This is a genomic window from Nocardiopsis sp. NPDC050513, assembly GCF_044457925.1.
Classification (GTDB): domain Bacteria; phylum Actinomycetota; class Actinomycetes; order Streptosporangiales; family Streptosporangiaceae; genus Nocardiopsis.
In genome coordinates, this window is sequence record NZ_JBITHK010000003.1 from 20,029 (window position 1) to 39,942 (window position 19,914).

20 protein-coding genes are annotated in these 19,914 nt (G+C 71.4%); 16 read left to right on the plus strand and 4 right to left on the minus strand.

What is annotated here, in order from left to right:
• Positions 1–148 precede the first annotated feature (148 nt).
• Positions 149–1,006, plus strand: a complete 858-nt coding sequence (locus ACIBFB_RS05285) for a helix-turn-helix domain-containing protein (RefSeq protein ID WP_397226483.1) — start codon at positions 149–151, stop codon at positions 1,004–1,006.
• 11 nt (positions 1,007–1,017) lie between these two features.
• Entirely contained in the window at positions 1,018–1,200 is a 183-nt protein-coding gene (locus ACIBFB_RS05290; protein ID WP_397226484.1) for a DUF397 domain-containing protein, read from the plus strand.
• A 146-nt stretch (positions 1,201–1,346) separates the two neighbouring features.
• Here the strand turns inward: ACIBFB_RS05290 and ACIBFB_RS05295 are convergent, their stop codons facing one another.
• Positions 1,347–1,976: a class I SAM-dependent methyltransferase gene (locus ACIBFB_RS05295; protein WP_055702157.1), complete on the minus strand. Its 630-nt coding sequence runs from the start codon at positions 1,974–1,976 to the stop codon at positions 1,347–1,349.
• On the opposite strand from ACIBFB_RS05295, the gene ACIBFB_RS05300 reads away from it, so the two are divergent.
• From ACIBFB_RS05300 to ACIBFB_RS05320, 5 genes are all read left to right on the plus strand, one after another.
• Positions 1,965–2,902, plus strand: a protein-coding gene (locus ACIBFB_RS05300) for an IS5 family transposase (RefSeq protein ID WP_397226486.1) whose coding sequence is annotated in 2 segments (ribosomal slippage) — positions 1,965–2,382 and positions 2,382–2,902 — 939 coding nt in all. Because the reading frame shifts where the segments join, the coding sequence is not laid out codon by codon here. The two genes, ACIBFB_RS05295 and ACIBFB_RS05300, sit on opposite strands and share 12 nt — an antisense overlap.
• Before the next feature lie 173 nt (positions 2,903–3,075).
• On the plus strand, positions 3,076–3,399 hold the full coding sequence (locus tag ACIBFB_RS05305; RefSeq protein WP_397226488.1) for a DUF397 domain-containing protein: 324 nt from the start codon (positions 3,076–3,078) through the stop codon (positions 3,397–3,399).
• A gap of 10 nt (positions 3,400–3,409) precedes the next feature.
• Entirely contained in the window at positions 3,410–3,601 is a 192-nt protein-coding gene (locus tag ACIBFB_RS05310; RefSeq protein WP_397226490.1) for a hypothetical protein, read from the plus strand.
• Positions 3,602–3,752: 151 nt separating this feature from the next.
• Positions 3,753–4,226, plus strand: a complete 474-nt coding sequence (locus ACIBFB_RS05315) for a carboxymuconolactone decarboxylase family protein (RefSeq protein ID WP_397226492.1) — start codon at positions 3,753–3,755, stop codon at positions 4,224–4,226.
• A gap of 67 nt (positions 4,227–4,293) precedes the next feature.
• A complete protein-coding gene (locus ACIBFB_RS05320; RefSeq protein WP_397226494.1) occupies positions 4,294–5,214 on the plus strand; it encodes an RNA polymerase sigma-70 factor in 921 nt (306 codons plus the stop codon).
• Positions 5,215–5,294: 80 nt separating this feature from the next.
• On the opposite strand, the gene ACIBFB_RS05325 is transcribed toward ACIBFB_RS05320, so the two are convergent.
• Positions 5,295–6,116 (minus strand): NmrA family NAD(P)-binding protein, encoded by an 822-nt coding sequence (locus tag ACIBFB_RS05325; RefSeq protein WP_397226496.1) that lies wholly within the window; start codon positions 6,114–6,116, stop codon positions 5,295–5,297.
• 87 nt (positions 6,117–6,203) lie between these two features.
• On the opposite strand from ACIBFB_RS05325, the gene ACIBFB_RS05330 reads away from it, so the two are divergent.
• From ACIBFB_RS05330 to ACIBFB_RS05350, 5 genes are all read left to right on the plus strand, one after another.
• On the plus strand, positions 6,204–6,626 hold the full coding sequence (locus ACIBFB_RS05330) for a winged helix-turn-helix transcriptional regulator (RefSeq protein WP_397226498.1): 423 nt from the start codon (positions 6,204–6,206) through the stop codon (positions 6,624–6,626).
• A 66-nt stretch (positions 6,627–6,692) separates the two neighbouring features.
• On the plus strand, positions 6,693–7,820 hold the full coding sequence (locus ACIBFB_RS05335) for a methyltransferase domain-containing protein (protein ID WP_397226500.1): 1,128 nt from the start codon (positions 6,693–6,695) through the stop codon (positions 7,818–7,820).
• Between the two features lie 637 nt (positions 7,821–8,457).
• Positions 8,458–8,829 (plus strand): hypothetical protein, encoded by a 372-nt coding sequence (locus ACIBFB_RS05340; protein WP_397226502.1) that lies wholly within the window; start codon positions 8,458–8,460, stop codon positions 8,827–8,829.
• A gap of 484 nt (positions 8,830–9,313) precedes the next feature.
• Positions 9,314–11,059, plus strand: coding sequence for an arginine--tRNA ligase (gene argS, locus ACIBFB_RS05345; protein ID WP_397226504.1), 1,746 nt, complete (start codon positions 9,314–9,316; stop codon positions 11,057–11,059).
• A gap of 164 nt (positions 11,060–11,223) precedes the next feature.
• Positions 11,224–12,249: a hypothetical protein gene (locus ACIBFB_RS05350; RefSeq protein WP_397226506.1), complete on the plus strand. Its 1,026-nt coding sequence runs from the start codon at positions 11,224–11,226 to the stop codon at positions 12,247–12,249.
• A 5-nt stretch (positions 12,250–12,254) separates the two neighbouring features.
• On the opposite strand, the gene rbsK is transcribed toward ACIBFB_RS05350, so the two are convergent.
• Both rbsK and ACIBFB_RS05360 read right to left on the minus strand, forming a co-directional pair.
• Complete coding sequence (rbsK, locus tag ACIBFB_RS05355) at positions 12,255–13,154, minus strand: ribokinase (RefSeq protein ID WP_397226508.1); 900 nt, start codon at positions 13,152–13,154, stop codon at positions 12,255–12,257.
• Complete coding sequence (locus ACIBFB_RS05360; protein ID WP_397226510.1) at positions 13,151–13,963, minus strand: exodeoxyribonuclease III; 813 nt, start codon at positions 13,961–13,963, stop codon at positions 13,151–13,153. Before ACIBFB_RS05360 ends, rbsK begins: the two co-directional genes overlap by 4 nt.
• A 309-nt stretch (positions 13,964–14,272) precedes the next feature.
• Between ACIBFB_RS05360 and ACIBFB_RS05365 the strand changes: the two genes are divergently transcribed.
• The 4 genes from ACIBFB_RS05365 (at position 14,273) to ACIBFB_RS05380 (ending at position 19,858) form a co-directional block, all read left to right on the plus strand.
• Complete coding sequence (locus ACIBFB_RS05365) at positions 14,273–16,219, plus strand: acyl-CoA dehydrogenase family protein (protein WP_397226512.1); 1,947 nt, start codon at positions 14,273–14,275, stop codon at positions 16,217–16,219.
• A gap of 50 nt (positions 16,220–16,269) precedes the next feature.
• Positions 16,270–17,496 carry a winged helix-turn-helix domain-containing protein gene (locus tag ACIBFB_RS05370; RefSeq protein WP_397226514.1) on the plus strand — a complete coding sequence of 409 codons (1,227 nt, stop codon included), beginning with the start codon at positions 16,270–16,272 and terminating at the stop codon, positions 17,494–17,496.
• A 107-nt stretch (positions 17,497–17,603) separates the two neighbouring features.
• A complete protein-coding gene (locus tag ACIBFB_RS05375) occupies positions 17,604–18,236 on the plus strand; it encodes a TetR family transcriptional regulator (protein WP_397226516.1) in 633 nt (210 codons plus the stop codon).
• An 8-nt stretch (positions 18,237–18,244) separates the two neighbouring features.
• Entirely contained in the window at positions 18,245–19,858 is a 1,614-nt protein-coding gene (locus tag ACIBFB_RS05380) for an FAD-dependent monooxygenase (RefSeq protein ID WP_397226518.1), read from the plus strand.
• Positions 19,859–19,914 lie beyond the last annotated feature (56 nt).

Sequence of the window (19,914 nt, forward strand, 5' to 3'; positions counted from 1 at the left end):
GCCACGAGGGCCATGTCTGGGTTAGGTATGGTCCATCTAAAACGGTGAATCACCGTTTTCTAAGTCCTACTCATGAAGTGGTGACAGTGAAGAGGAAGAGGTGAATCAGACATTGGCCCCAAAGGGAACACGGCTTTACCATGCACACATGCCAGATCCCAGTGGTGACTACAGCCCAACCATCAGGCGCCGACGCCTGTCCGAGGAGCTGAGGCAGCTCCGGGCCGCCAAGGGCTACACCCTGGAACAGGCAGCCGAGAAGCTCGAATGGTCCCGCGCCAAGATCGCGAACATCGAGACTGGGAAGCGGCTTCGCCCCTACGTCAGCGACGTCGGTCTGCTCCTCGACGTCTACGAGGTGACCAACCCAGCCCGCCGCGAAGCGCTCCTCGAACTGACCCGACAGTCACGCGCGAAGGGCTGGTGGACGTCCTACGGCGACCTCCTCGCCGGTGCCTACATCGGGCTGGAGGCTGAAGCATCCTCGATTGCCACCTACCAGGTCGGTGCCATCCCAGGACTGCTACAGACCGCCCACTACGCGGCTGCCTCAGCGCGTGCGGCACTGAACGCCCCCGATGACGTCGAACGCGGTGTCGATATCCGCATGCGACGCCAACAGATCCTCCGACGCGACAATCCGCCGCGGCTGTGGGCCATCATCGACGAAGCGGCTCTAGTGCGTCCGGCCACCTCGGACGCCCCTGAGGTGATGCGCGAGCAGATCCGGCACCTGATCGCCTGCGCGAAGGGGGCGAACACGATCACGATTCAGGTGCTCCCCTTCTCCAAGGGTCTCCACGCTGGGACCGGCGGCCCGTTCGTCCTGTTGGACTTTCCGAACCCTATGGACAGGCCGATCGTCTACCTGGAGACCCGCAACGACGGGTTGTACCTGGAGAAGCAGGAGGAGATCGCCGACTACCGAGACGTTCTCGACCACCTGAAGGGGACTGCATTGTCCCCAAGCGAATCCATCGCGCACCTGACCCAACGCATCGACTAGGACAACGACCCGTGCACCTCACCCAACCCTTGAGATTCCGTAAGTCCAGTTACAGCACAACCGTGCAGGAGTGCGTGGAGGTGGCCGACACTCCGGGCGCATCTGCTGTGCGGGACTCGACCCAGCCAGAGCGCGGACACCTCGCGTTCCCGTCCACTGAGTGGACCGCGTTCCTGGAAGCGGCCCAGCGCTAACTTGCGCGCGCAAAAAGGAGGGGTCCTGACGTCACGCCAGGACCCCTCCTAGAGCTGTCTGACAATTGCCGTCCAATCAGCGAGGTTCGGCCGAGTTGGCAATCGGGAGGTGCGCCGACGGTCCGGCGGGAATTACCGGGCAGGGCCTACGAACGGCGGGCCAGCAGATGGGCGTCGAGGAAGCCCCTTTCGGAGGCTGGATCGTGGAGCAACCGGGCGAAGGGAACGAGCCCGGCGTCGGCCAGCAGTTCGGCGAGGCGATCCGCCGGCCAGCTGTAGGCAGGCGCCACCTTGTGGTCGAAGCGGACCGGTTCTTGTTCGTCGGTCCCGAAGAAGGAGACCAGGAGCAGGCCATCCGGCGCCAGGACGCGTGCCTGCTCGGCGAGCAGCTCCGGTAGTTCTCCCGGAGGGGTGTGGATCATTGAGTAGTGGGCCAGTACGCCGCCGAGGGCGGCGTCCTCGATCGGCAGGGATTCCATCCGCGCCTCCTGGAAGCGCAGCGCCGGATGGGCCTGCCGGGCGTGGTCGATCATGCCGGGGGCGAGGTCGAGTCCGAAGGCGTCCAGGCCCAGTTCGTGCAGCATGGCTGTCAGATGTCCAGGCCCGCACCCGACGTCCGCTGCCCGCGGGTTGCCTGTCGCGCGCACCAGTTCGGCGAAGGTGCCGATCATGGTCCGGGAAAAAGGCTGTGTCTCCAGCCGGTTTGCGAACAGCGATGCGTACAGCTCGACGACTCCGTCGTAGGCCGTCCTGGTCTCGTCCTGATGATTCACCACGGGCAGGACTCTATAGCCGGTCTGATAATTGATCTTGTGTCAGGTCGAGGTGAGTTGACGGATGCGGCATGGGGGCGGATAGAGCCCTTTTTGCCCCAGGCGGACGGACGGGGCCGTCCGTGGCGTGATCACCGGCAGGTGGTCAACGGAGTGCTGTGGCGGCTGCGGGCCGGGGCTCCTTGGCGCGACCTGCCCGAGCGGTATGGGCCGTGGCAGACCGTCTACGAGCGGTTCGCCCGCTGGGAGGCCGATGGCACGTGGGCGAAGCTGCTGGAGTATGTCCAGGTCCATGATGACGCGGGGGGCCGGGTGGGGTGGATCGTCGCCGTTGACTCCACGATCAACCGGGCTCATCAGCACGCCGCGGGCGCCCGTAAAAGGGGGACGCAGACAGGGACGAACCGGAAGATCCGGGCCGCTCGCAGGCGCATCAGGCACTCGGTCGGTCCCGGGGCGGGCTGACCACCAAGGTCCATCTTGCCGTCGACGGCCGGGGACTGCCGCTGTCGATCGTGCTCACACCCGGAAACGTCAACGACGCCACCGCGTTCGCCGACGTCCTCGACGGGGTCCGCACCCCGCGCGTCGGCACGGGCCGCCCGCGCACGACACCGGACCGTGTGCTAGGTGACAAGGCATACTCCAGCAGGGCCATCCGTCATCTGCTGAGGCGTCGGGGCATCGCCGCCACGATCCCCGAGCGCCGCGACCAGGTGGCCAACCGCCGACGCAGGGGGCGCTTCGGTGGCCGGCCACCCGCCTTTGACAGGGAGATCTATCGCGACCGCAACGTGGTCGAACGATGCTTCGCTCGCCTCAAGCAGTTCCGTGCGATCGCAACCAGGTTCGACAAGCTCGCGGACCGCTACCGCGCGGGAGTCGTCCTCGCCTCCCTAATACTCTGGCTCCGCGAAAGGGCCAGGTGATCATTTGTCAGACAGGCTCTAGGGACCTAACCCGCCGCTGAGTCTACCCAGCGGGCGTCTCCCCGAACAGAAGGACGACGCGCCTGGACGGATCGAGTCAGTTGGATTCGGTGCGCCATAGAGAAATCCACGCGGGGTACGGGAGGCAGGAAGGCGAGCAAAGGAACGCGACCATGAACCCCTCCACGAACCCGACCTTCCGCACGTCGAGCTACAGCGACCGGAACGACTGCGTCGAGGTCGCGGACCTGCCCGGCAGCTCGGTGGTCCGCGACTCGCAGAACCCCGGCCTCGGCCGCCTGGAGGTCCCCGCCGCCGCATGGAGCGCGCTGGTCACCACCGTGCGCGCCGCAGAGCGGCACGGCGTCCAAGCCCGCCCGAAGGAACCGGACCCGGCTTCCCGCACGCCCAACAGAACATCCGGCTCTCCACGTTGTGCTTGCCGCACTCGCACTCCCACCGCACGGCCGGGTCTACGGGCCAGCCCCGACAACTAGCGTGTCCACCATGACCGCTCACCAGGATCTCTCCTTCAGGCACCCTGAGGTGACCATCACACCCATGCGTCTCGGCGAGCACGGCAACGGCGCCGCCTGGCGCATCGAACCCACATACGGCGACAGCCCCGTCATGTACGCGTACACCGACGAGGAAGCCGACCGGTACGCCGCGACGATCACCACCATCAATCGACGGTAACTCGCGTCCGTCCGGCACGCCACGGGCGGGCCCGTGACGTCCACTCCTCCACCACTCCGAGGAGACCCAGGTCACATTCCTCCGTGTCACAGGATCCCGGGCCACCCCGTCTCGGGGGGTGTAGGCACCGACGAACACGGAGGAGCACACCATGGACGCCCGACTGAACCTTCTCGGCAGCAAGGCCGCCGGACCGGTCATCAAGCACCTCATGACGGCGGGCAGGGCCCTCAAGGAGGTGCCGCTGTCGCCCACGACCCAGGAGCTGGTGGCCCTGCGCGTCAGCCAGATCAACGGCTGCGCCGTCTGCGTCGACATGCACACCAAGGAGGCCGTCGCGGCCGGTGAGACCGCGCTCCGGCTGAACCTGGTGGCGGCGTGGCGGGAGGCCACGGTCTTCACCGACGACGAGCGCGCCGCGCTGGAGTTCGCGGAGCAGGGCACCCGGGTCGCGGACGCGGGAACCGGGGTCAGCGACGAGGTGTGGGCCAACGCGGCCAAGCACTACGACGAGGACCAGCTCATGGCCCTGGTGATGCTGGTCTCGTTCATGAACGCGGCGAACCGCATGAACATCATCACCCAGCAGCCCGCGGGCGACTACGTGGCCGGACAGTTCCACTAGACGACATCGGCCGCTGGCCCGGGGTCCGGACGCGGACCCCGGGTCCCCGGCTCGGAAGGGACGCGTTGTGGACAAGGTCGAGGAGTTCGAGGAGCTGCGGCCGCTGCTGTTCTCGATCGCCTATCGGATCCTGGGCAGTGTGGGCGAGGCCGAGGACGCGGTGCAGGAGACCTGGCTGCGCTTCGACCGCTCGACGACCCTGCCCGAGTCCACCAAGGCCTTCCTGTCGACCGCGGTGACGCGGATCGCGATCGACGTGCTGCGTTCGGCGCGGGTGCGTCGGGAGGAGTACGTCGGGCCGTGGTTCCCCGAACCGCTGTTGAGCGACCCCTACCAGGATCCGGCGCGGACGGCGGAGCTGGCGGACTCGGTGTCGATGGCCGCTCTGTTGCTGCTGGAGCGGCTGAGCCCGTTGGAGCGCGCGGTGTTCGTGCTCCGGGAGGTGTTCGGCTTCGGCTTCGACGAGATCGCCGCGACGGTGGGGCGGTCCGAGGCGGCCTGCCGACAGCTGGTGGTGCGGGCGCGGCGGCACATGGAGGCCGGTCGGCCGCGGTTCACGGCCGACCGCGAGGAGCGGCGGGAGCTGGCGACGCGGTTCTTCGACGCGCTGGAGGACGGCGACGTGGGCGGGTTGAGGGAGCTGCTGGCCTCCGACGTGCAGCTGGTCGGGGACGGCGGCGGCAAGGCCCCGCAGCTGGCCCGGGCCATCGTGGGCGCGGACAAGGCGGCCCGCCTGCTCGGCGCGTTCTTCCCCTGGCTGAGCCGGGTCGACGTGTCGTGGGAACCCCGCGAGGTCAACGGCCAGCCCGGCGCGCTCTTCCGCGACCGGGACGGCAGGGTGCTCTACATCATCGCCCTCGACGTCCTCGACGGGCGAATCCAGACCATCCGATCGGTGATCAACCCCGACAAGCTCGCCCACCTCGGCCCGGTCGGCGACGCCTGGTCCGTCGACCGCGAGGTGCGGCGGGCCCGCGGACGGAACTGACCGGCCACGCGTCGGCCCGAGCGCGGGTGGGGCGGGTCCTCCCGGGGGTTCCCTCGGGAGGACGCGCCCCACGCATGCGGCTACGCGACCACTCTGGGCCGCACGGCGGTCGCGACCGCGGCGGCCGTGGCCAGGGGGTGGGTGGCCGGGCGGCTGAGGAGGGCGGCGAGGTCGGGGCCGCCGTCGCCCAGGAAGCCGTGCCGGACGGCGGTCGCGATCGACGCCATCATCGGCGGCTGGAACGGGAGCAGTCCGGCTGCCTCGTCGAGGAGTCTGCGCCGGTACTCGCCCAGACCGATCGTGCGGTGGACGACGCCCAGCTCCCCGGCCACGTCGGCGGCGGTGATCGGGGCGCCGACGAGGTCGTAGACGCGACCGGCGTGCGGCTCGGGATCGGCGGCGACGACCGCCGCGGCCTCCGCCAGGTCCGCACGGGTGACCGCGGCCAGGGCGCCGTCACCGAAGGCGGACTCCACGCCGTCGTCGGCCCACGTGAGCAGCGCCCCGAACAGCTCCGCGTACAGACCGTTGCGCAGGACCGTGTACGGCAGGCCGCTCGTGTGCAGCAGCCGTTCGGTCGCGCGGTGCGCGAGCGCGAATCCGAGATGGTCCCCGGCACTGGTCAGGCTCGTGTACACGACGTGCCGGACGCCGTCCCGGACCGCCGCGTCGAGGACAGCCGCGTGCCGCGCGACCACCTGGTCGTCCTCCGCGTACCCGGCGGAGACCAGCACCAGCGTCGCCACCCCGGTGAGGTCGAGGCTCGCGCGGTCGTCGAAGTCCAGACGGCGCGTCCCCTCGCCCGGGGTGCGGCTGCCGCCCGTCGCGGCGGCGCCGCGGGCACGCAGCGCCGCGAGCGCGGCCGCTCCCAGGTTTCCGTTGGCTCCGGTCACCAAGATCATGTCGGTCGCCGTCCTCCGTGGTGGTTCTCTTCGGTCACTACGGTTGATCCTGGACCGCTCGTCCACCCCCGACAAGAAGGCAGTCTCATGTCACCCACGCACACCGAGGTAACCGCCGCGCCCGCCGGGCTCGAACCCTGCGGGCGCGAGGACCACCCGGACTGCGGCATCCGCGACGTGTTGGACCGCATCGGGGACACGTGGTCGGTGCTCGTGATCGTCGAGCTCGCCGGCGGCCCGCGCCGGTTCCGCGAACTGCAGCGCGCCATCGACGGCATCTCCCAGCGCATGCTCACCCTCACCGTGCGCAGGCTGGAGCGCGACGGCCTCGTGCTGCGCACCGTGTACCCGACCGTCCCGGCCAAGGTCGACTACCGGCTGACCGGGACCGGCGCCAGCCTGACCCACCTGGTCAAGGCGCTCGCCGAGTGGTCCCTCGCCCACCACGACGGCATCGCGGAGGCCCGGCAGGAGTACGACCGGGCGCACCCCGGCCACGACATCCGGTAGAGGGGCCGGCTGGCCGGGTTCGGACACTTCAATGACGCAGCGTGCTGGTCGAGTTACCGTCCCCCCATGACCCATGACGGCCCAGGCCCCGAGGAACTGTCCGCCGTCGCCGGTCCGGAGTGGGCGGACGTCTTCCGCGCGGTGCCGCGTGAGCACTTCATCCCCGACCGCGCGAACGTCTCGCCCCTGACGGGCGCCCCTCGGTGGATCGACCGCGCCGCCGACCCCGAGGGCTGGCGGGCCGCGGTGTACAGCGACTCGACGATCCTCACCCAGGTCGACGACGGCACGACCGATCTGACCGAGGAGACCGCCACGACCGGTGTCCCCTCCAGTTCGTCCACCGCACCGAGCGTGGTGGCCGGTTTCCTCGACCTGCTCGGCCCCCGCCCCGGCGACCGGGTGTTGGAGATCGGCACCGGCACCGGTTGGACCGCGGCACTGCTGTCGGCCCGTCTCGGCTCCGCGGCGGTGACGACGGTCGAGGTCGACGACCGGGTCGCCGAGCAGGCGGCGGACAACCTGAGCCGGGCGGGGTTCGCGCCGACCCTCGTGGTCGGCGACGGCGCGCTCGGGCATCCGGACGGCGCGCCCTACGACCGGGTGCACGTCACCTGCGGTATCCGACGGGTTCCCTACGCGTGGGTGGAACAGACCCGGCTGGGCGGTGTGATCGCGCTTCCGTGGCTGCCCAACAGCGTCCGGGGGCACCGGTTGGTCCTCACCGTCTCCGATGGTCAGGCAATCGGTCGGTTCCACGGCGACACGACGTTCATGGTGCTGCGCGCTCAGCGCACGGGGTATCCGCCCCCGAGCGGGGAGCCGCGCGGTTCGTCGGCTCGCGTCGAGCCGGAGCGCATCTTCCAGGCCGGTCCCGGGTTCGTGGTGGCCCTGTCCGTGCTCCTACCCGGAGTGATGCTGACCAACTGGGGTCTGGGGCCGGACAGCGGGACCCTGAGGGATCCGGCCAGCGCGTCCTACGCGTCGGCGTCCGGATCCGGAACCGACGGGACGGCGGAGGTGACCCAGTTCGGTCCGCGCGACCTGTGGACCGAACTGGAGGATGCCTACCTGGCGTGGGTCGAGTCGGGGAGCCCCGGAGTGGAGCGCTTCGGCGTCACCGTCGACGCCGAAGGACAGCACGTGTGGATGGACTCACCCGAGAACCGCATCGCTGGAAGGACAGCAGGCTGATGGGCCACCGCAAGGAAGTCAACTGCTTCAACTGCCACGGCAGGAAGACGATCCAGGAGTCCCGGGACGGCGTTGTCGTGACCGTGCCCTGCCCGATGTGCAACGGCACCGGGAAGCAGCCGTCGTAGTCCACGGACAGCAATCTGCCCCTTCCCCCGGTCGCGCCACCGTGGTCAGGTTTGTCGGCGGCGCAGACCCCGTCCTGCAGGGCGGCGACAACCACCCCACCCCGGAAAGTCAAAGGCCCCGCCAGGATTCCGCCCTAGACCAACGCCGCCAGACCGCGAGACAGGTAACAGCGCGGATACGACCTGCCCTACTGCGGCATCCGCGACGCCCTGGACCGCATCCGGGACAAGCGGTCGGTGCGCGTGACCGCCGGGCTTGTCAACGGCCCGCGCCAGTTCCGCGAACTGGTCCGCGCCATCAACGGCATCGCCGAAGGACGACACGAGTACGACCGAGCGCACCCGGCCCACGACACCCGGCAGGAGAGCCGCCGCCACCGCGCGCCGGAAGTACGAAAAATACCCCGGTTTGCCTCAATCATTTGCGGAGAAGCAGCGGCCTCGGCATCCCAGTATGGGACAATCAGAACAGCACCGATGCACATCCCCCTGAGTATGGAAAATCCCCTATGAACAATCGTGTGACCCTCTCCGCAACTGCGCTGATGCTCTGCGTGGCCGGGTGTGGCCTGGTGGATAAGCCGCTGGAATCCGCTGTGGCTGACTGCGGTCTGGACGAGGCGCCAGGAGCTGTCCTGGGTGACGACGGGCATTCTCTGCGTCTTGATGGCCGAGGCGAAGAAGACCAGATTGGTCTGGACTTCGCGGACATCCAGTGTGTGCTCGACGAGCTGGATACTCCCGACTACGTCATGAACCGGATCCTCCAGACCCGAGCACTGGATGGCACCCAGGCGGGATCGTGGGACGACTTCCATGCCACCTGGAGTTACCACCCTAATTCCGGCACAAGCATGACGATTTCACCCCTAGAAGGCTAAAGATGCGCACTCCCCTTCCGCCAAGCTCCCAAGCAGTCCCTTTCACGGGAGCGAAGGCCGGCATCGGGTGTGCAGGACATCGCCTTGGACAGCCACCGGTTCCACGACGCCCCCGGAATCGAAGGGGCAGTCTTCCTTCAATACGCCGGCGCACAGTTCGTCCCCACGCATGACGTGACCACAGGCCACAGCTACATGGAGCGGCACCGGGTACTCCACCAGATCGAAGGATCTTCCTGAGTTATCCGAAATCGCCACCATGGTCATCTGGGACTCCCCTGACTGGACGAGTCTTCGGTGGCGTTGGACAGCGTGAGCACCCTCACCGACATGATCACGGGCGACGTGCTCGCTTTTCCCTCGGCGTCCGAGCGTGACCGAAGGGAAATCGGGGGTTCCCTGGACCCCGGACCGCCTCGCCGTGCCCTCTCCCACGCCGCCGACACCGGCCGGGAAGGCCTGGGACGGTCGGTACGCTTGTGCCATGGCCGACCCGCAGGAAGTACTCTCGCGACGGGTCCAGTCCGCTCTCGGCGCCGCCTTCGGACCCGAGTTCGCCGACACCGACCCCGTCATCCGCCCGTCCCAGTTCGCCGACTACCAGGCGAACGCCGCCCTCGCCCTCGCCAAGCGACTGGGCCGAAAGCCGCGCGAGGTCTCCGCGGCGATCATGGAGCACCTGGACGTGGCCGACGTCTGCCGCGACGTCGAGGTCAGCGGGCCGGGCTTCATCAACCTCACCCTCCGCGAGGACTGGATCGCCGCGCGGACGCGCGACCTGCTCGACGACCCCCGCCTGGGCGTCCCCCGGCAGGACGCGCTCAACATCCCGATCGACTACTCCGCGCCCAACGTGGCCAAGGAGATGCACGTCGGGCACCTGCGCACCACCGTGGTCGGCGACTCCCTGGCCCGCACGCTGGAGTTCCTGGGCCACAACGTCATCCGCCAGAACCACATCGGCGACTGGGGCACGCCCTTCGGCATGCTCATCGAGCACCTGCTGGCGGTCGGCGAGGACTCCGCCGAGGCCGACCTGCTCACCACCGACCCCAATGCCTTCTACCAGGCGGCCCGGGTCGAGTTCGACGGCTCGGGTCCCGGACCGGACGAGTTCGCCGCCCGGGCGCGCCGCCGCGTGGTCGCCCTCCAGGGCGGCGACGAGGAGACGCTGCGGCTGTGGCGCAAGCTCGTCGGCCTGTCCCGCGTCTACTTCAACAAGGTCTACACCAAGCTCGGCGTGACGCTCACCGACGACCACCTGGCCGGGGAGAGCACCTACAACGCCATGCTCGCCGACGTGTGCGACGAGCTGGAGACCAAGGGCATCGCCGAGATCAGCGAGGGCGCGCTGTGCGTCTTCCTCGACGAGTTCACCGGCCGCGAGGACAAGCCGGTCCCGCTCATCGTCCGCAAGAGCGACGGCGGCTACGGCTACGCCACCACCGACCTGGCCACCGTCCGCCACCGCGTGGACGACCTCAAGGCGGACCGCATCCTGTACGTGGTCGGCGCCCCGCAGTCGCTGCACTTCAAGATGGTGTGGGCGACCGCGCGCGAGGCCGGGTGGCTGCCGGACCGCGTGGAGACCACCCACGTGCAGATCGGCAACGTGCTCGGCGGCGACGGCAAGATCCTGCGCACCCGCAGCGGCGCGCCGATCCGGCTGATGTCGCTGCTGGACGAGGCGGTGGAGCGGGCCACGGCCGTCGTCGCCGAGAACCGCCCCGACCTCAGCGCCGAGGAGCAGGCCGCGATCGCGGGCAAGGTCGGCATCGGCGCGGTGAAGTACGCGGACCTGTCGGTCTCGCACGACACCGAGTACACGTTCGACTTCGACCGCATGCTGGCGCTGACCGGCAACACGGGCCCCTACCTCCAGTACGCGCAGGCCCGCATCCGGTCCATCTTCCGCAAGGGCGGGCTGGACCCGGAGCGGGCACGCGGTCAGATCACGGTCGCGGAGGGCGCCGAGCGCGACCTGGCGCTCAAGCTGCTGGCGTTCGGCGGGGTCGTCGCGCAGGTCGGCGACCTGCTCCAGCCGCACCGCCTGTGCGCGTACCTGTTCGATCTCGGTCAGGCGCTCACCGCGTTCTACGAGCACTGCCCGGTGCTGTCCGCCGAGACCGAGGAGCAGCGCGAGTCGCGGCTGGCGCTCGTCGCGGTCGCGCTGCGCGTCCTGGTCCAGGGTCTGGACCTGCTCGGCGTGGAGGCTCCCGAGTACATGTAGGCACGCGCCCGACGCGTACCGGGGAGGCCGGGGCCGTGAGGCTCCGGCCTTCCGCGTGTGCGGCGCGCGTCGGGCGCCCGTGGAGGGCGCGTCCGCGGGGAAACCGAACCGGTGCGGGGACCATCCCACCCCTGAAACACCCCACTCGCCCTACAGGACACACCTTGCGCAGGCAGACCATCACCGCCACCGAGGGCTCGACGATCCTCGCCTACCGGGCCGCCACGTGGCTGATGACGGACCCCTCCGACCGCCGGCCCGACGCCCGGTTCCCGTGCTCGGGGCTGTCCCGGAGCGAGGCCGTGGCGCCTGACCTGCGCCGGGCGGTGTACACGACCGCGCGGAGCGTCGTCGGCGTGGACACCGACGGGACCGTGTCCTGGCGGTTCGACCTCGGGCGCCGGGAACCGCCGGGGACGGCGTGGCCCGCGTTCTCCTCCGACGGATCGGTGCTGTGGCTCCACGTGCCCGTCCGCGACACGGCGGACGGCCGCCACGGCGCCCTGTACGCCCTCCGTTCCGCGACGGGTGAGGTCCTCGCCCGAGCCGAGGTGGGTCCCTACGGCGAGCAGCCGGAGATCAGCACCCCTCCGGATCCGGCGCTCGCGCTGATCGAGTCGGCCCACGACGGCGGATCGGGAGTCCACCTCGCCCGTCTCGACGGGAACGCCCTGACCGTCACGGAGTACGACTTCGACCACGGCGGCGGGAGCAGCGTCGCGGACATCTCCCCCGACGGCCGGACCATGGCCGTCGTCGGGCCCGGCCCCGCGTGTGCCGTCCGCTTCCGCTCGTTCCCGGACGGAGCGCTCCTCTCGACCGTCACGCCCGCCGACCTCGGCTACGACGAGGACGCCCTCGTCGGTCCGCTCCTGGGCTACGACACCGGATTCCTCGACGCCTCCACGGCCGTCGTCGACCTCGACGGAGAACCGGCCGGAAGGCTCAAGGACGCACTGCTGGGCTGCGACTGCGACACGGGGTACCCCTGCCACACGGACGGGGAGTTCCGCGAGCACCACGCGGTGGACGTCCGTACGGGCCGGGTCCTCGGGCTCCTCCCGCGCGGTTCCCGGCACGCCGACGCCGTCCACCCCCTCGGCGACGGCACCTGGGTCAGTGTGCACACGGGCCCCCTGGGCACGACCGTGCGGCGACGCCACGACGGACCGGTCCCGGGCCGCCCGTGACCGGCTCACCCGGCCAGCAGGGCCTCGACCTCGTCGCGCGCGGGCATCGACGAACTCGCGCCCGGCCGCTGCACGGACAGCGCGGCGGCAGCGGCGGCGAAGCGCATCGCCTCCTCCGGCGAGCGACCCTCGGCCCGGGCCACGGCGAAGGACCCGCAGTAAGTGTCCCCGGCCGCCGTCGTGTCCACGGCCGTCACCGTGCGCGCCGGGACGTGCACCGGCTCCACGCCGCGCCGCCCGAACAGGCACCCGTCCTCGCCCAGGGTCAGCAGCACCTGCGGCACCCGCTCCAGCAGCGCGTCCAGGGCCTCCCGGGGCTCGACGCGCCCGGTGATCGCGGCGGCCTCGTGCTGGTTGGGGACGAGCACGTCCACGCACTCCAGCAGCTCGTCGGGCAGCTCGCGGGCGGGGGCCGGGGTCAGGTACACCGGCACCCCCAGCGCGCTTCCGGTCCGCGCGGCGGCCAGGACCGCCTCCATCGGCAGTTCGAGCTGGAGCAGCAGCGCGGCGCTGCCGTCGATGATCTCCGCGTCGCCGTCGACCGTGCCCCGCACCTCGCCGTTGGCGCCCGGGACCACGATGATCCGGTTGCCGCCCGAGCCGTCCACGACGATGTGCGCCACGCCCGACACCCCCGGCGCCGTGCGCAGGCCGGACACGTCGACGCCGCTGTCGACGAGGGTGGCGCGCAGCTGCCCGCCGAAGGAGTCGTCGCCGACCGCGCCGAGGAAGGCCACGCCCGCCCCGGCCCGCGCGGCGGCGACGGCCTGGTTGGCGCCCTTGCCGCCGGGCACCTGGCGGAAGTCCGTGCCCGCGACCGTCTCGCCGGAGGACGGCACCTGGTCGACGTAGGCCACCAGGTCCATGTTCACACTGCCGAAGACGGCGATCCGCGGTGCGCTCACGCTCCCGCCTCCTTCTTCTGTCCGTCGAGGTCGACGATCACCGGGGCGTGGTCGGACGGTCCCTTGCCCTTGCGCTCCTCGCGGTCGACGAGGGCGCCGCTCACCCGGCCGCTCAACGCCGGGGAGGCGAGCACGAAGTCGATGCGCATCCCCTTCTTCTTGGGGAAGCACAGGTTCTGGTAGTCCCAGAACGTGTACACGCCGGGACCGGGGGCGTACTTGCGCACGACCTCGTCGAACCCCGCGCCGACGAGCTCGCCGAACGCGGCGCGCTCCAGCTCGGTGACGTGCGTCTTGCCCTCGAACTCGGCCATGTCCCACACGTCGTCGTCCTGGGGGGCGACGTTGAAGTCGCCCATGAGAGCGATCTGCGCGTCCGGGTCGGCGGCCAGCTCCGCGGCGCCCGCCTCGCGCAGCGCCGCCAGCCAGCGCAGCTTGTAGGCGTAGTGCGGGTGGTCGATCTCGCGGCCGTTGGGCACGTACAGGCTCCAGACCCGCACGCCGCCGCAGACGGCGCCGATGGCCCGCGCCTCGATCTCCTCGGGCTCCCCGTAACCCGGCTGGCCGGGGAAGCCGGTGCGGACGTCCTCCAGCCCGACCCGGGAGGCGATCGCGACCCCGTTCCACTGGGAGAAGCCGAAGTGGGCCACCTCGTAGCCGCGGTCGGTGAAGACGTCGGCGGGGAACTGGTCGTCCCGGGCCTTGGTCTCCTGGACGGCGAGCACGTCGACGTCGCTGCGGTCGAGCCAGGCGCCGATCCGCCCCGCCCTGGCCCGGGCACTGTTCACATTCCATGTCGCGATACGCACAGGAGAAGGCTAGGCCATGCGGCCGACAACGGCCCACGTCACGGCTGCGCGCCGGGGAAGGGCCGAGGGTGGGCCCCGGCGCGGCCGTCCTCCGCACCGGGGCTGTGCGACTCCCAGCACGTACTCGGTGGATTGTGTCGCGTCTGTTTTGACGTGCCGGGCGTCACGACGGTTCGCATCCGCGACGACTTTTCTCCAGGGAGGCCCGTGCGGCCGTCCACAGGGCGGCCACATCACGCGTCAGACCGAACACGGACGGGTAGTGCTGTGATACAGGACACAGCCCATTCCTCATGAGGTGAGCCATCCATGTCGACCGTCGAACCCGGCACCACACCCACCGACGCACCCGTGGTCGACGAACGGCGGGCACGTGCCGTGGCGGAGCAGGCGCGCGAGGCGGAGTGGACCCGCCCCAGCTTCGCCAAGGAGTTGTACCTGGGACGGCTCCGCCTGGACCTGATCCACCCCCTCCCCGGACCCGATCCGGTCGCCCGCGCCACCGGCGAGGCGTTCCTGGCGGAACTCCGCGAGTTCTGCCAGGGCATCGACGCCCAGCGCATCGAGCACGACGAGCGCGTCCCCGACGAGGTGGTCTCCGGGCTGCGCGACCTCGGCGCGTTCGGCATGAAGATCCCCACCGGGTACGGCGGCCTCGGCCTCAGCCAGCTCTACTACAACCGCGCCCTCATGCTCGTCGGCTCGGTCTCGCCCGCGCTCGGCGCCCTGCTCTCGGCCCACCAGTCGATCGGCGTCCCGCAGCCCGTCTCCATGTTCGGCACCGAGGAGCAGAAGCGCGCGTTCCTGCCCCGGTGCGCGCGCACGGACATCAGCGCCTTCCTGCTCACCGAGCCCGACGTCGGCAGCGACCCCGCACGCCTGCGCTCCACCGCCGTGCCCACCGAGGACGGCGAGGAGTACGTCATCGACGGCGTCAAGCTGTGGACGACCAACGGCGTGGTGGCCGACCTGCTCGTCGTCATGGCCCGCGTCCCCGAGAGCCCCGGCCACCGGGGCGGCATCACGGCGTTCGTGGTCGAGGGCGACTCGCCGGGGATCACCGTCGAGCACCGCAACCGCTTCATGGGGCTGCGCGGCCTGGAGAACGGCGTCACCCGCCTGCACGGCGTGCGCGTCCCGGCGGCCAACCGGATCGGGAGGGAGGGACAGGGGCTGCGGATCGCGCTGTCCACCCTCAACACCGGGCGGCTGTCGCTGCCCGCGCTCTGCGTGGCCGCGGGCAAGTGGTCCACCCGGATCGCCCGCGAGTGGTCTCGCGAACGCGTCCAGTGGGGCCGCCCGATCGGCAGGCACGAGGAGGTCGCCAAGCGGATCTCCTCCATCGCCGCCACCACCTACGCCATGGAGGCGATGCTCGACCTGGCCAGTCAGCTCGCCGACGACAAGGCCGCCGACATCCGCATCGAGGCGGCGATCGCCAAGCTGTGGGCGTCCGAGCACGCGTACACGATCGCCGACGACCTCGTCCAGATCCGCGGCGGGCGCGGCTACGAGACCGCCGGGTCCCTGGCCGCGCGCGGCGAGCGGGGCGTGCCCGCCGAGCAGCTGCTGCGCGACCTGCGGATCAACCGGATCTTCGAGGGGTCGTCGGAGGTGATGCACCTGTTCATCGCGCGCGAGGCCGTGGACGCCCACCTCTCGGTCGCCGGCGACCTCATCGACCCCGACGCCGACCGGGCGGACCGCGCGCGTGCCCTGGCCAGGGCGGGCGGGTTCTACGCGAAGTGGCTGCCCACGCTCGTGGTCGGACAGGGCCAGGTGCCGTCGGCGTTCTCCGGGTTCGGTCCGCTCTCGGGGCACCTGCGGTTCGTCGAGCGGACCGCGCGCAGGCTCGCCCGGTCGACGTTCTACGGGATGTCGCGGTGGCAGGGGCGGATGGAGACCAAGCAGGGGTTCCTCGGCCGGATCGTCGACATCGGCGCCGAGCTGTTCGCGATGAGCGCCGTCGCGGTGCGCGCCCGGTACGACGCCGACGCCCACCCCGAGCGCGGGGACACCCCGTTCGAGCTGGCCGACGCGTTCTGCCGCCAGTCGCGGCTGCGGGTCGAGGCGCTCTTCACCGATCTGTGGTCCAACACCGACGACGTGGACGGCAAGCTGTCCCGCCGTCTGATGGACGACTCCTACACCTGGCTGGAGGAGGGGGTCCTCGACCCCTCCGTGCCGGGCCCGCTGATCGGCCCGGCCGAACCCGGCCCCTCCGAGCTGCCGAACCAGCACCGCCGGATGGGATGACCGGGCGTCCGGCGTTCCGGAATGTCGTCGTCGGGGGTTAGCGTGTTCGAATGGCCGAACCGCACCCCCGCCGCGACGCGGAGCTCTCCCTCGCCCAGGCACGCCGGATCGCCCTCGCCGCGCAGGGCTTCGCCGACCCTCACCCCACCGGTCGGCCCACACTCGCCCACCTGGCCAGGGTCGTGCGCAGGGTGGGGATCGTGCAGATCGACAGCGTGAACGTGCTGGCGCGCAGCCAGTACCTGCCCGTGTTCGCGCGCATCGGCGCCTACGACACCTCGATGCTGGACCGGGCCACCACGACCCGGGCGCGCACCGGCGCCGCCCGCCTGGTGGAGTGCTGGGCGCACGAGGCCAGCCTGCTGCCGCCCGCCACGCGGCAGCTGATGCGGTACCGGATGGAGCACAACCGGGCGCGCACCGACGCTGGGTGGATCAACGCCATCCAGCGCGAGAAGCCGGAGCTGGTCAAGGCCGTCCACGAGGAGGTCGCCCGGATCGGGCCCGCCACCGCCCGCGAGGTGGAGGCGGCCCTGGCCCACGACCTCCCGCGCGCCAAGGAGCACTGGGGCTGGAACTGGTCCGAGGTGAAGCGGTGCCTGGAGTTCCTGTTCTGGGTCGGCGACGTCATGGTCGACGGACGGAACGGGCAGTTCGAGCGCCGCTACGACCTGACCGAACGCGTCCTGCCCCCGGACCAGCGCGACGCTCCCCTGCCCGAGCCCGCCCACGCCCACCGCGAGCTGGTCGCCGTCGCCGCCCGGGCGCACGGCGTGGCCACCGAGCCGAGCCTGCGGGACTACTTCCGGATGCGCCCCGACGAGTCCAAGGCGGCCGTCCGGGACCTCGTCGACTCCGGCGACCTCGTCCCCGTCGGCGTCGAGGGGTGGACCCGGCCCGCGTACCTGCACAAGGACGCCCGGGTGCCGCGCCGGGTGGACGCCCGCGCGCTGCTCAGCCCGTTCGACTCCCTCGTCTGGCACCGCGAGCGCACCGAGGAGCTGTTCGGGTTCCGGTACCGGCTGGAGATCTACGTTCCGGCGGCCAAGCGGGTGCACGGCTACTACGTGCTGCCGTTCCTGCTGGGCGACCGGCTCGTGGCCCGCGTCGACCTCAAGGCCGACCGCGGTTCCGGGGTCCTGCTCGCCCAGCGGATCACGTTGGAGGACCACGCGCCCGCCGACACGCTCGACCAGCTCACCGACCAGCTCGCCCAGATGGCCGCGTGGCTGGGGCTGGTGCGCGGGGTCGGGGGTCCGGCGCTCATCCGGCCATGACGCGCGTGCTCCGCCGAGCCCCCGCCCCGTCGTCCCCTGAACCACGGCCCGAAAATTGCCTATCCGGCATCTTTTCTGGATAGGCAATTTCTTGTACCCTCCTTCGCATGACGACGAACGGGCCCCGGGAGCCGGGCCTACGGGAACGGAAGAAACAGCGGACACGGGACGCTCTGAGCACGGCGGCGGTCCGGCTCATCGTCGAGCGCGGCTGGGCGGGCGTCACGGAGGAGGACATCGCCGCTGAGGCGAACGTCTCCGTCCGCACCTTCCGCAACTACTTCTCCGGCAAGGCGGAGGCGGTCGCCGCCCGGCACGTCGACCGTGTCCGGCGGATCGCCGACGCACTCCGCGCGCGGCCGGCCGACGAGCCCCTCTGGGAGGCCGTCGCCGCATCCGTGGCGGAGCAGTTCGCGCCGGGGCAGGACCTCGGCCGACCCGCCGGGGACCCGTGGAGGGCGGACGGCGTCCGGCTGATGATCGGCGAACCGGCGCTTCGGGGGGAGCTCGCCAGGGCCCACACCGCCGCGGAGGCCGAGCTGGCCGCCGCGGTGGCCGAACGCACCGGCACCGACGCCGCCAGCGACCTCTACCCGACGCTCACCGCGGGGGCGATCGGCGCCGCCATCGGCGCCGCGCTCGGGCACTCCCTGCGCGCCGAGCCGCCCCTCCCGGTCGGCCCGGTCCTGCGCGAGGCCCTCGACCGGCTGTCCGCCGGGCTGCCCGCCGAACCACGATAGGAGCCCCCGTGGAGAACACTGACGTCATCGTCGTCGGAGCGGGCCCGAACGGGCTCACGCTGGCCTGCGAACTCGGTCTGGCGGGTGTGCGGGCGGTCGTGCTGGAACGGCTGCCGGGGCCCGGCGACGAACCCAAGGCGAACGGTCTGCTCGGGCAGGTCGTGACGATGGTCGACCGCCGCGGCCTGTACGGGCGCCTCTCCGGCGCCGAGGGGAGCCCGGCTCCGCTTCCGGCCTTCGTGTTCGCCGCGATGCCCCTGGACCTGAGCCTGCTCGCGGAGAACCCGGTCCTCAGCCTGCCCGTGCCGCAGCCGCGCCTGGTGCGCGTCCTCGCCGACCGCGCGGCCGAGCTCGGCGCGGACCTGCGGTGGGGGCACGCGATGGTGGGCCTGGAACAGGACGGCGAGTCGGTGACCGCCGAGGTCGAGGGGCCGGACGGGCCGTACCGCCTCCGCGCGCGCCACCTCGTCGGAGCGGACGGCGGGCACAGCGCGACGCGCGCTCTCTCCGGCATCGGCTTCCCCGGAGTCAGCCGCGACCGCACCACCACCCGAACCGCCAGCGTGACCGTGCCCGACACGTGGCTGGACCCGGCGACGGGCGGTCTGAACGTGCCCGGCCACGGGACCGTTCCGCCGTTCCTGGGACAGCGGACCGAGAACGGCGGATTCACCTACGCGCCGCTGCCCGGGCAGCCGCCCCTCATCGTCACCGTGGAGTGGGACCGGCCAGGGCCCGAGGGCCCGATGAGCCTCGCGGAGCTGCGGGACAGCGTCCGCCGGGTGCTCGGCGTCGACATGCCCCTGGGACCGCCGACGGGGCCGGGCCCCCACGTGCTGCGTCGGCGGACCGGGGGCAACGACCGGCACGCGGAACGCTTCCGTGACGGGCGCGTGTTCCTCCTCGGCGACGCCGCGCACGTGGACACCGCCGGGGGCCAGGGCCTCAACCTCGGCATGCAGGACGCGATGAACCTCGGTTGGAAGATCGCGGCCGGGATCCGCGGTGACGCGCCCGCCGGGCTGCTCGACACCTACGACTCCGAACGGCGCCCCGCGGCCGAGCGCGTCACCGTGTACGCGCGGGCGCTCAACGCGCTGCTGGCCCCCGGCGGCGACGTCACGGCGCTGCGGGAACTGTTCGGCGAACTCCTCACGGACGCCGACTGCGTGCGGCGCGTCGCCGACCTCATCGCGGGGACCGACATCCGCTACGACATGGGCGGGGACGATCCGCATCCGCTGGTCGGCCGCTGCGCCCCCGACATGGAGCTGCACACCCGGGAAGGCCCGGTCCGGCTCGCGGAGCTGACCCGCACCGCACGGCCGCTCCTGCTCGACCTCACCGACGGCGGCGTCCTGGCCGAGGCGCTGTCCGGGGCGGACGAGCGCGTGGACGTCGTCGTCGCGAGCCCCGGGTCCGGCACGCCCGCGGCCACCGGCCTCCTGCTGCGCCCGGACTGCTACGTCGCCTGGGCATCGTCGTCGCCGCGCCCGGACCGGACGGAGGCGGCGGCACTCCGCTCCGCCGTCCACCGCTGGTTCGGCGCGCCCGGGGGCCCGGTGGGTGAGGGTCCGGCACGCCTCCGCGTCCCCGCGGAGGCGTGCCGGGGGCACCGGTGACCCGCTCACCCACCGCGGGTGCCACGTGTGGCACCCGCGCGGCGCGCGACCCGCCC

Excerpts from the sequence above, each read along its gene's own strand:
- ACIBFB_RS05370 (WP_397226514.1), top strand. The coding sequence starts at position 16,270 with ATGGCCGAACCGCACCCCCGCCGCGACGCGGAGCTCTCCCTCGCCCAG.
- ACIBFB_RS05365 (WP_397226512.1), top strand. The coding sequence starts at position 14,273 with ATGTCGACCGTCGAACCCGGCACCACACCCACCGACGCACCCGTGGTC.
- ACIBFB_RS05325 (WP_397226496.1), bottom strand. The coding sequence starts at position 6,116 with ATGATCTTGGTGACCGGAGCCAACGGAAACCTGGGAGCGGCCGCGCTC.
- ACIBFB_RS05335 (WP_397226500.1), top strand. The coding sequence starts at position 6,693 with ATGACCCATGACGGCCCAGGCCCCGAGGAACTGTCCGCCGTCGCCGGT.
- ACIBFB_RS05375 (WP_397226516.1), top strand. The coding sequence starts at position 17,604 with ATGACGACGAACGGGCCCCGGGAGCCGGGCCTACGGGAACGGAAGAAA.
- ACIBFB_RS05305 (WP_397226488.1), top strand. The coding sequence starts at position 3,076 with ATGAACCCCTCCACGAACCCGACCTTCCGCACGTCGAGCTACAGCGAC.
- ACIBFB_RS05315 (WP_397226492.1), top strand. The coding sequence starts at position 3,753 with ATGGACGCCCGACTGAACCTTCTCGGCAGCAAGGCCGCCGGACCGGTC.
- ACIBFB_RS05310 (WP_397226490.1), top strand. The coding sequence starts at position 3,410 with ATGACCGCTCACCAGGATCTCTCCTTCAGGCACCCTGAGGTGACCATC.
- ACIBFB_RS05330 (WP_397226498.1), top strand. The coding sequence starts at position 6,204 with ATGTCACCCACGCACACCGAGGTAACCGCCGCGCCCGCCGGGCTCGAA.
- ACIBFB_RS05340 (WP_397226502.1), top strand. The coding sequence starts at position 8,458 with ATGAACAATCGTGTGACCCTCTCCGCAACTGCGCTGATGCTCTGCGTG.
- ACIBFB_RS05285 (WP_397226483.1), top strand. The coding sequence starts at position 149 with ATGCCAGATCCCAGTGGTGACTACAGCCCAACCATCAGGCGCCGACGC.
- argS (WP_397226504.1), top strand. The coding sequence starts at position 9,314 with ATGGCCGACCCGCAGGAAGTACTCTCGCGACGGGTCCAGTCCGCTCTC.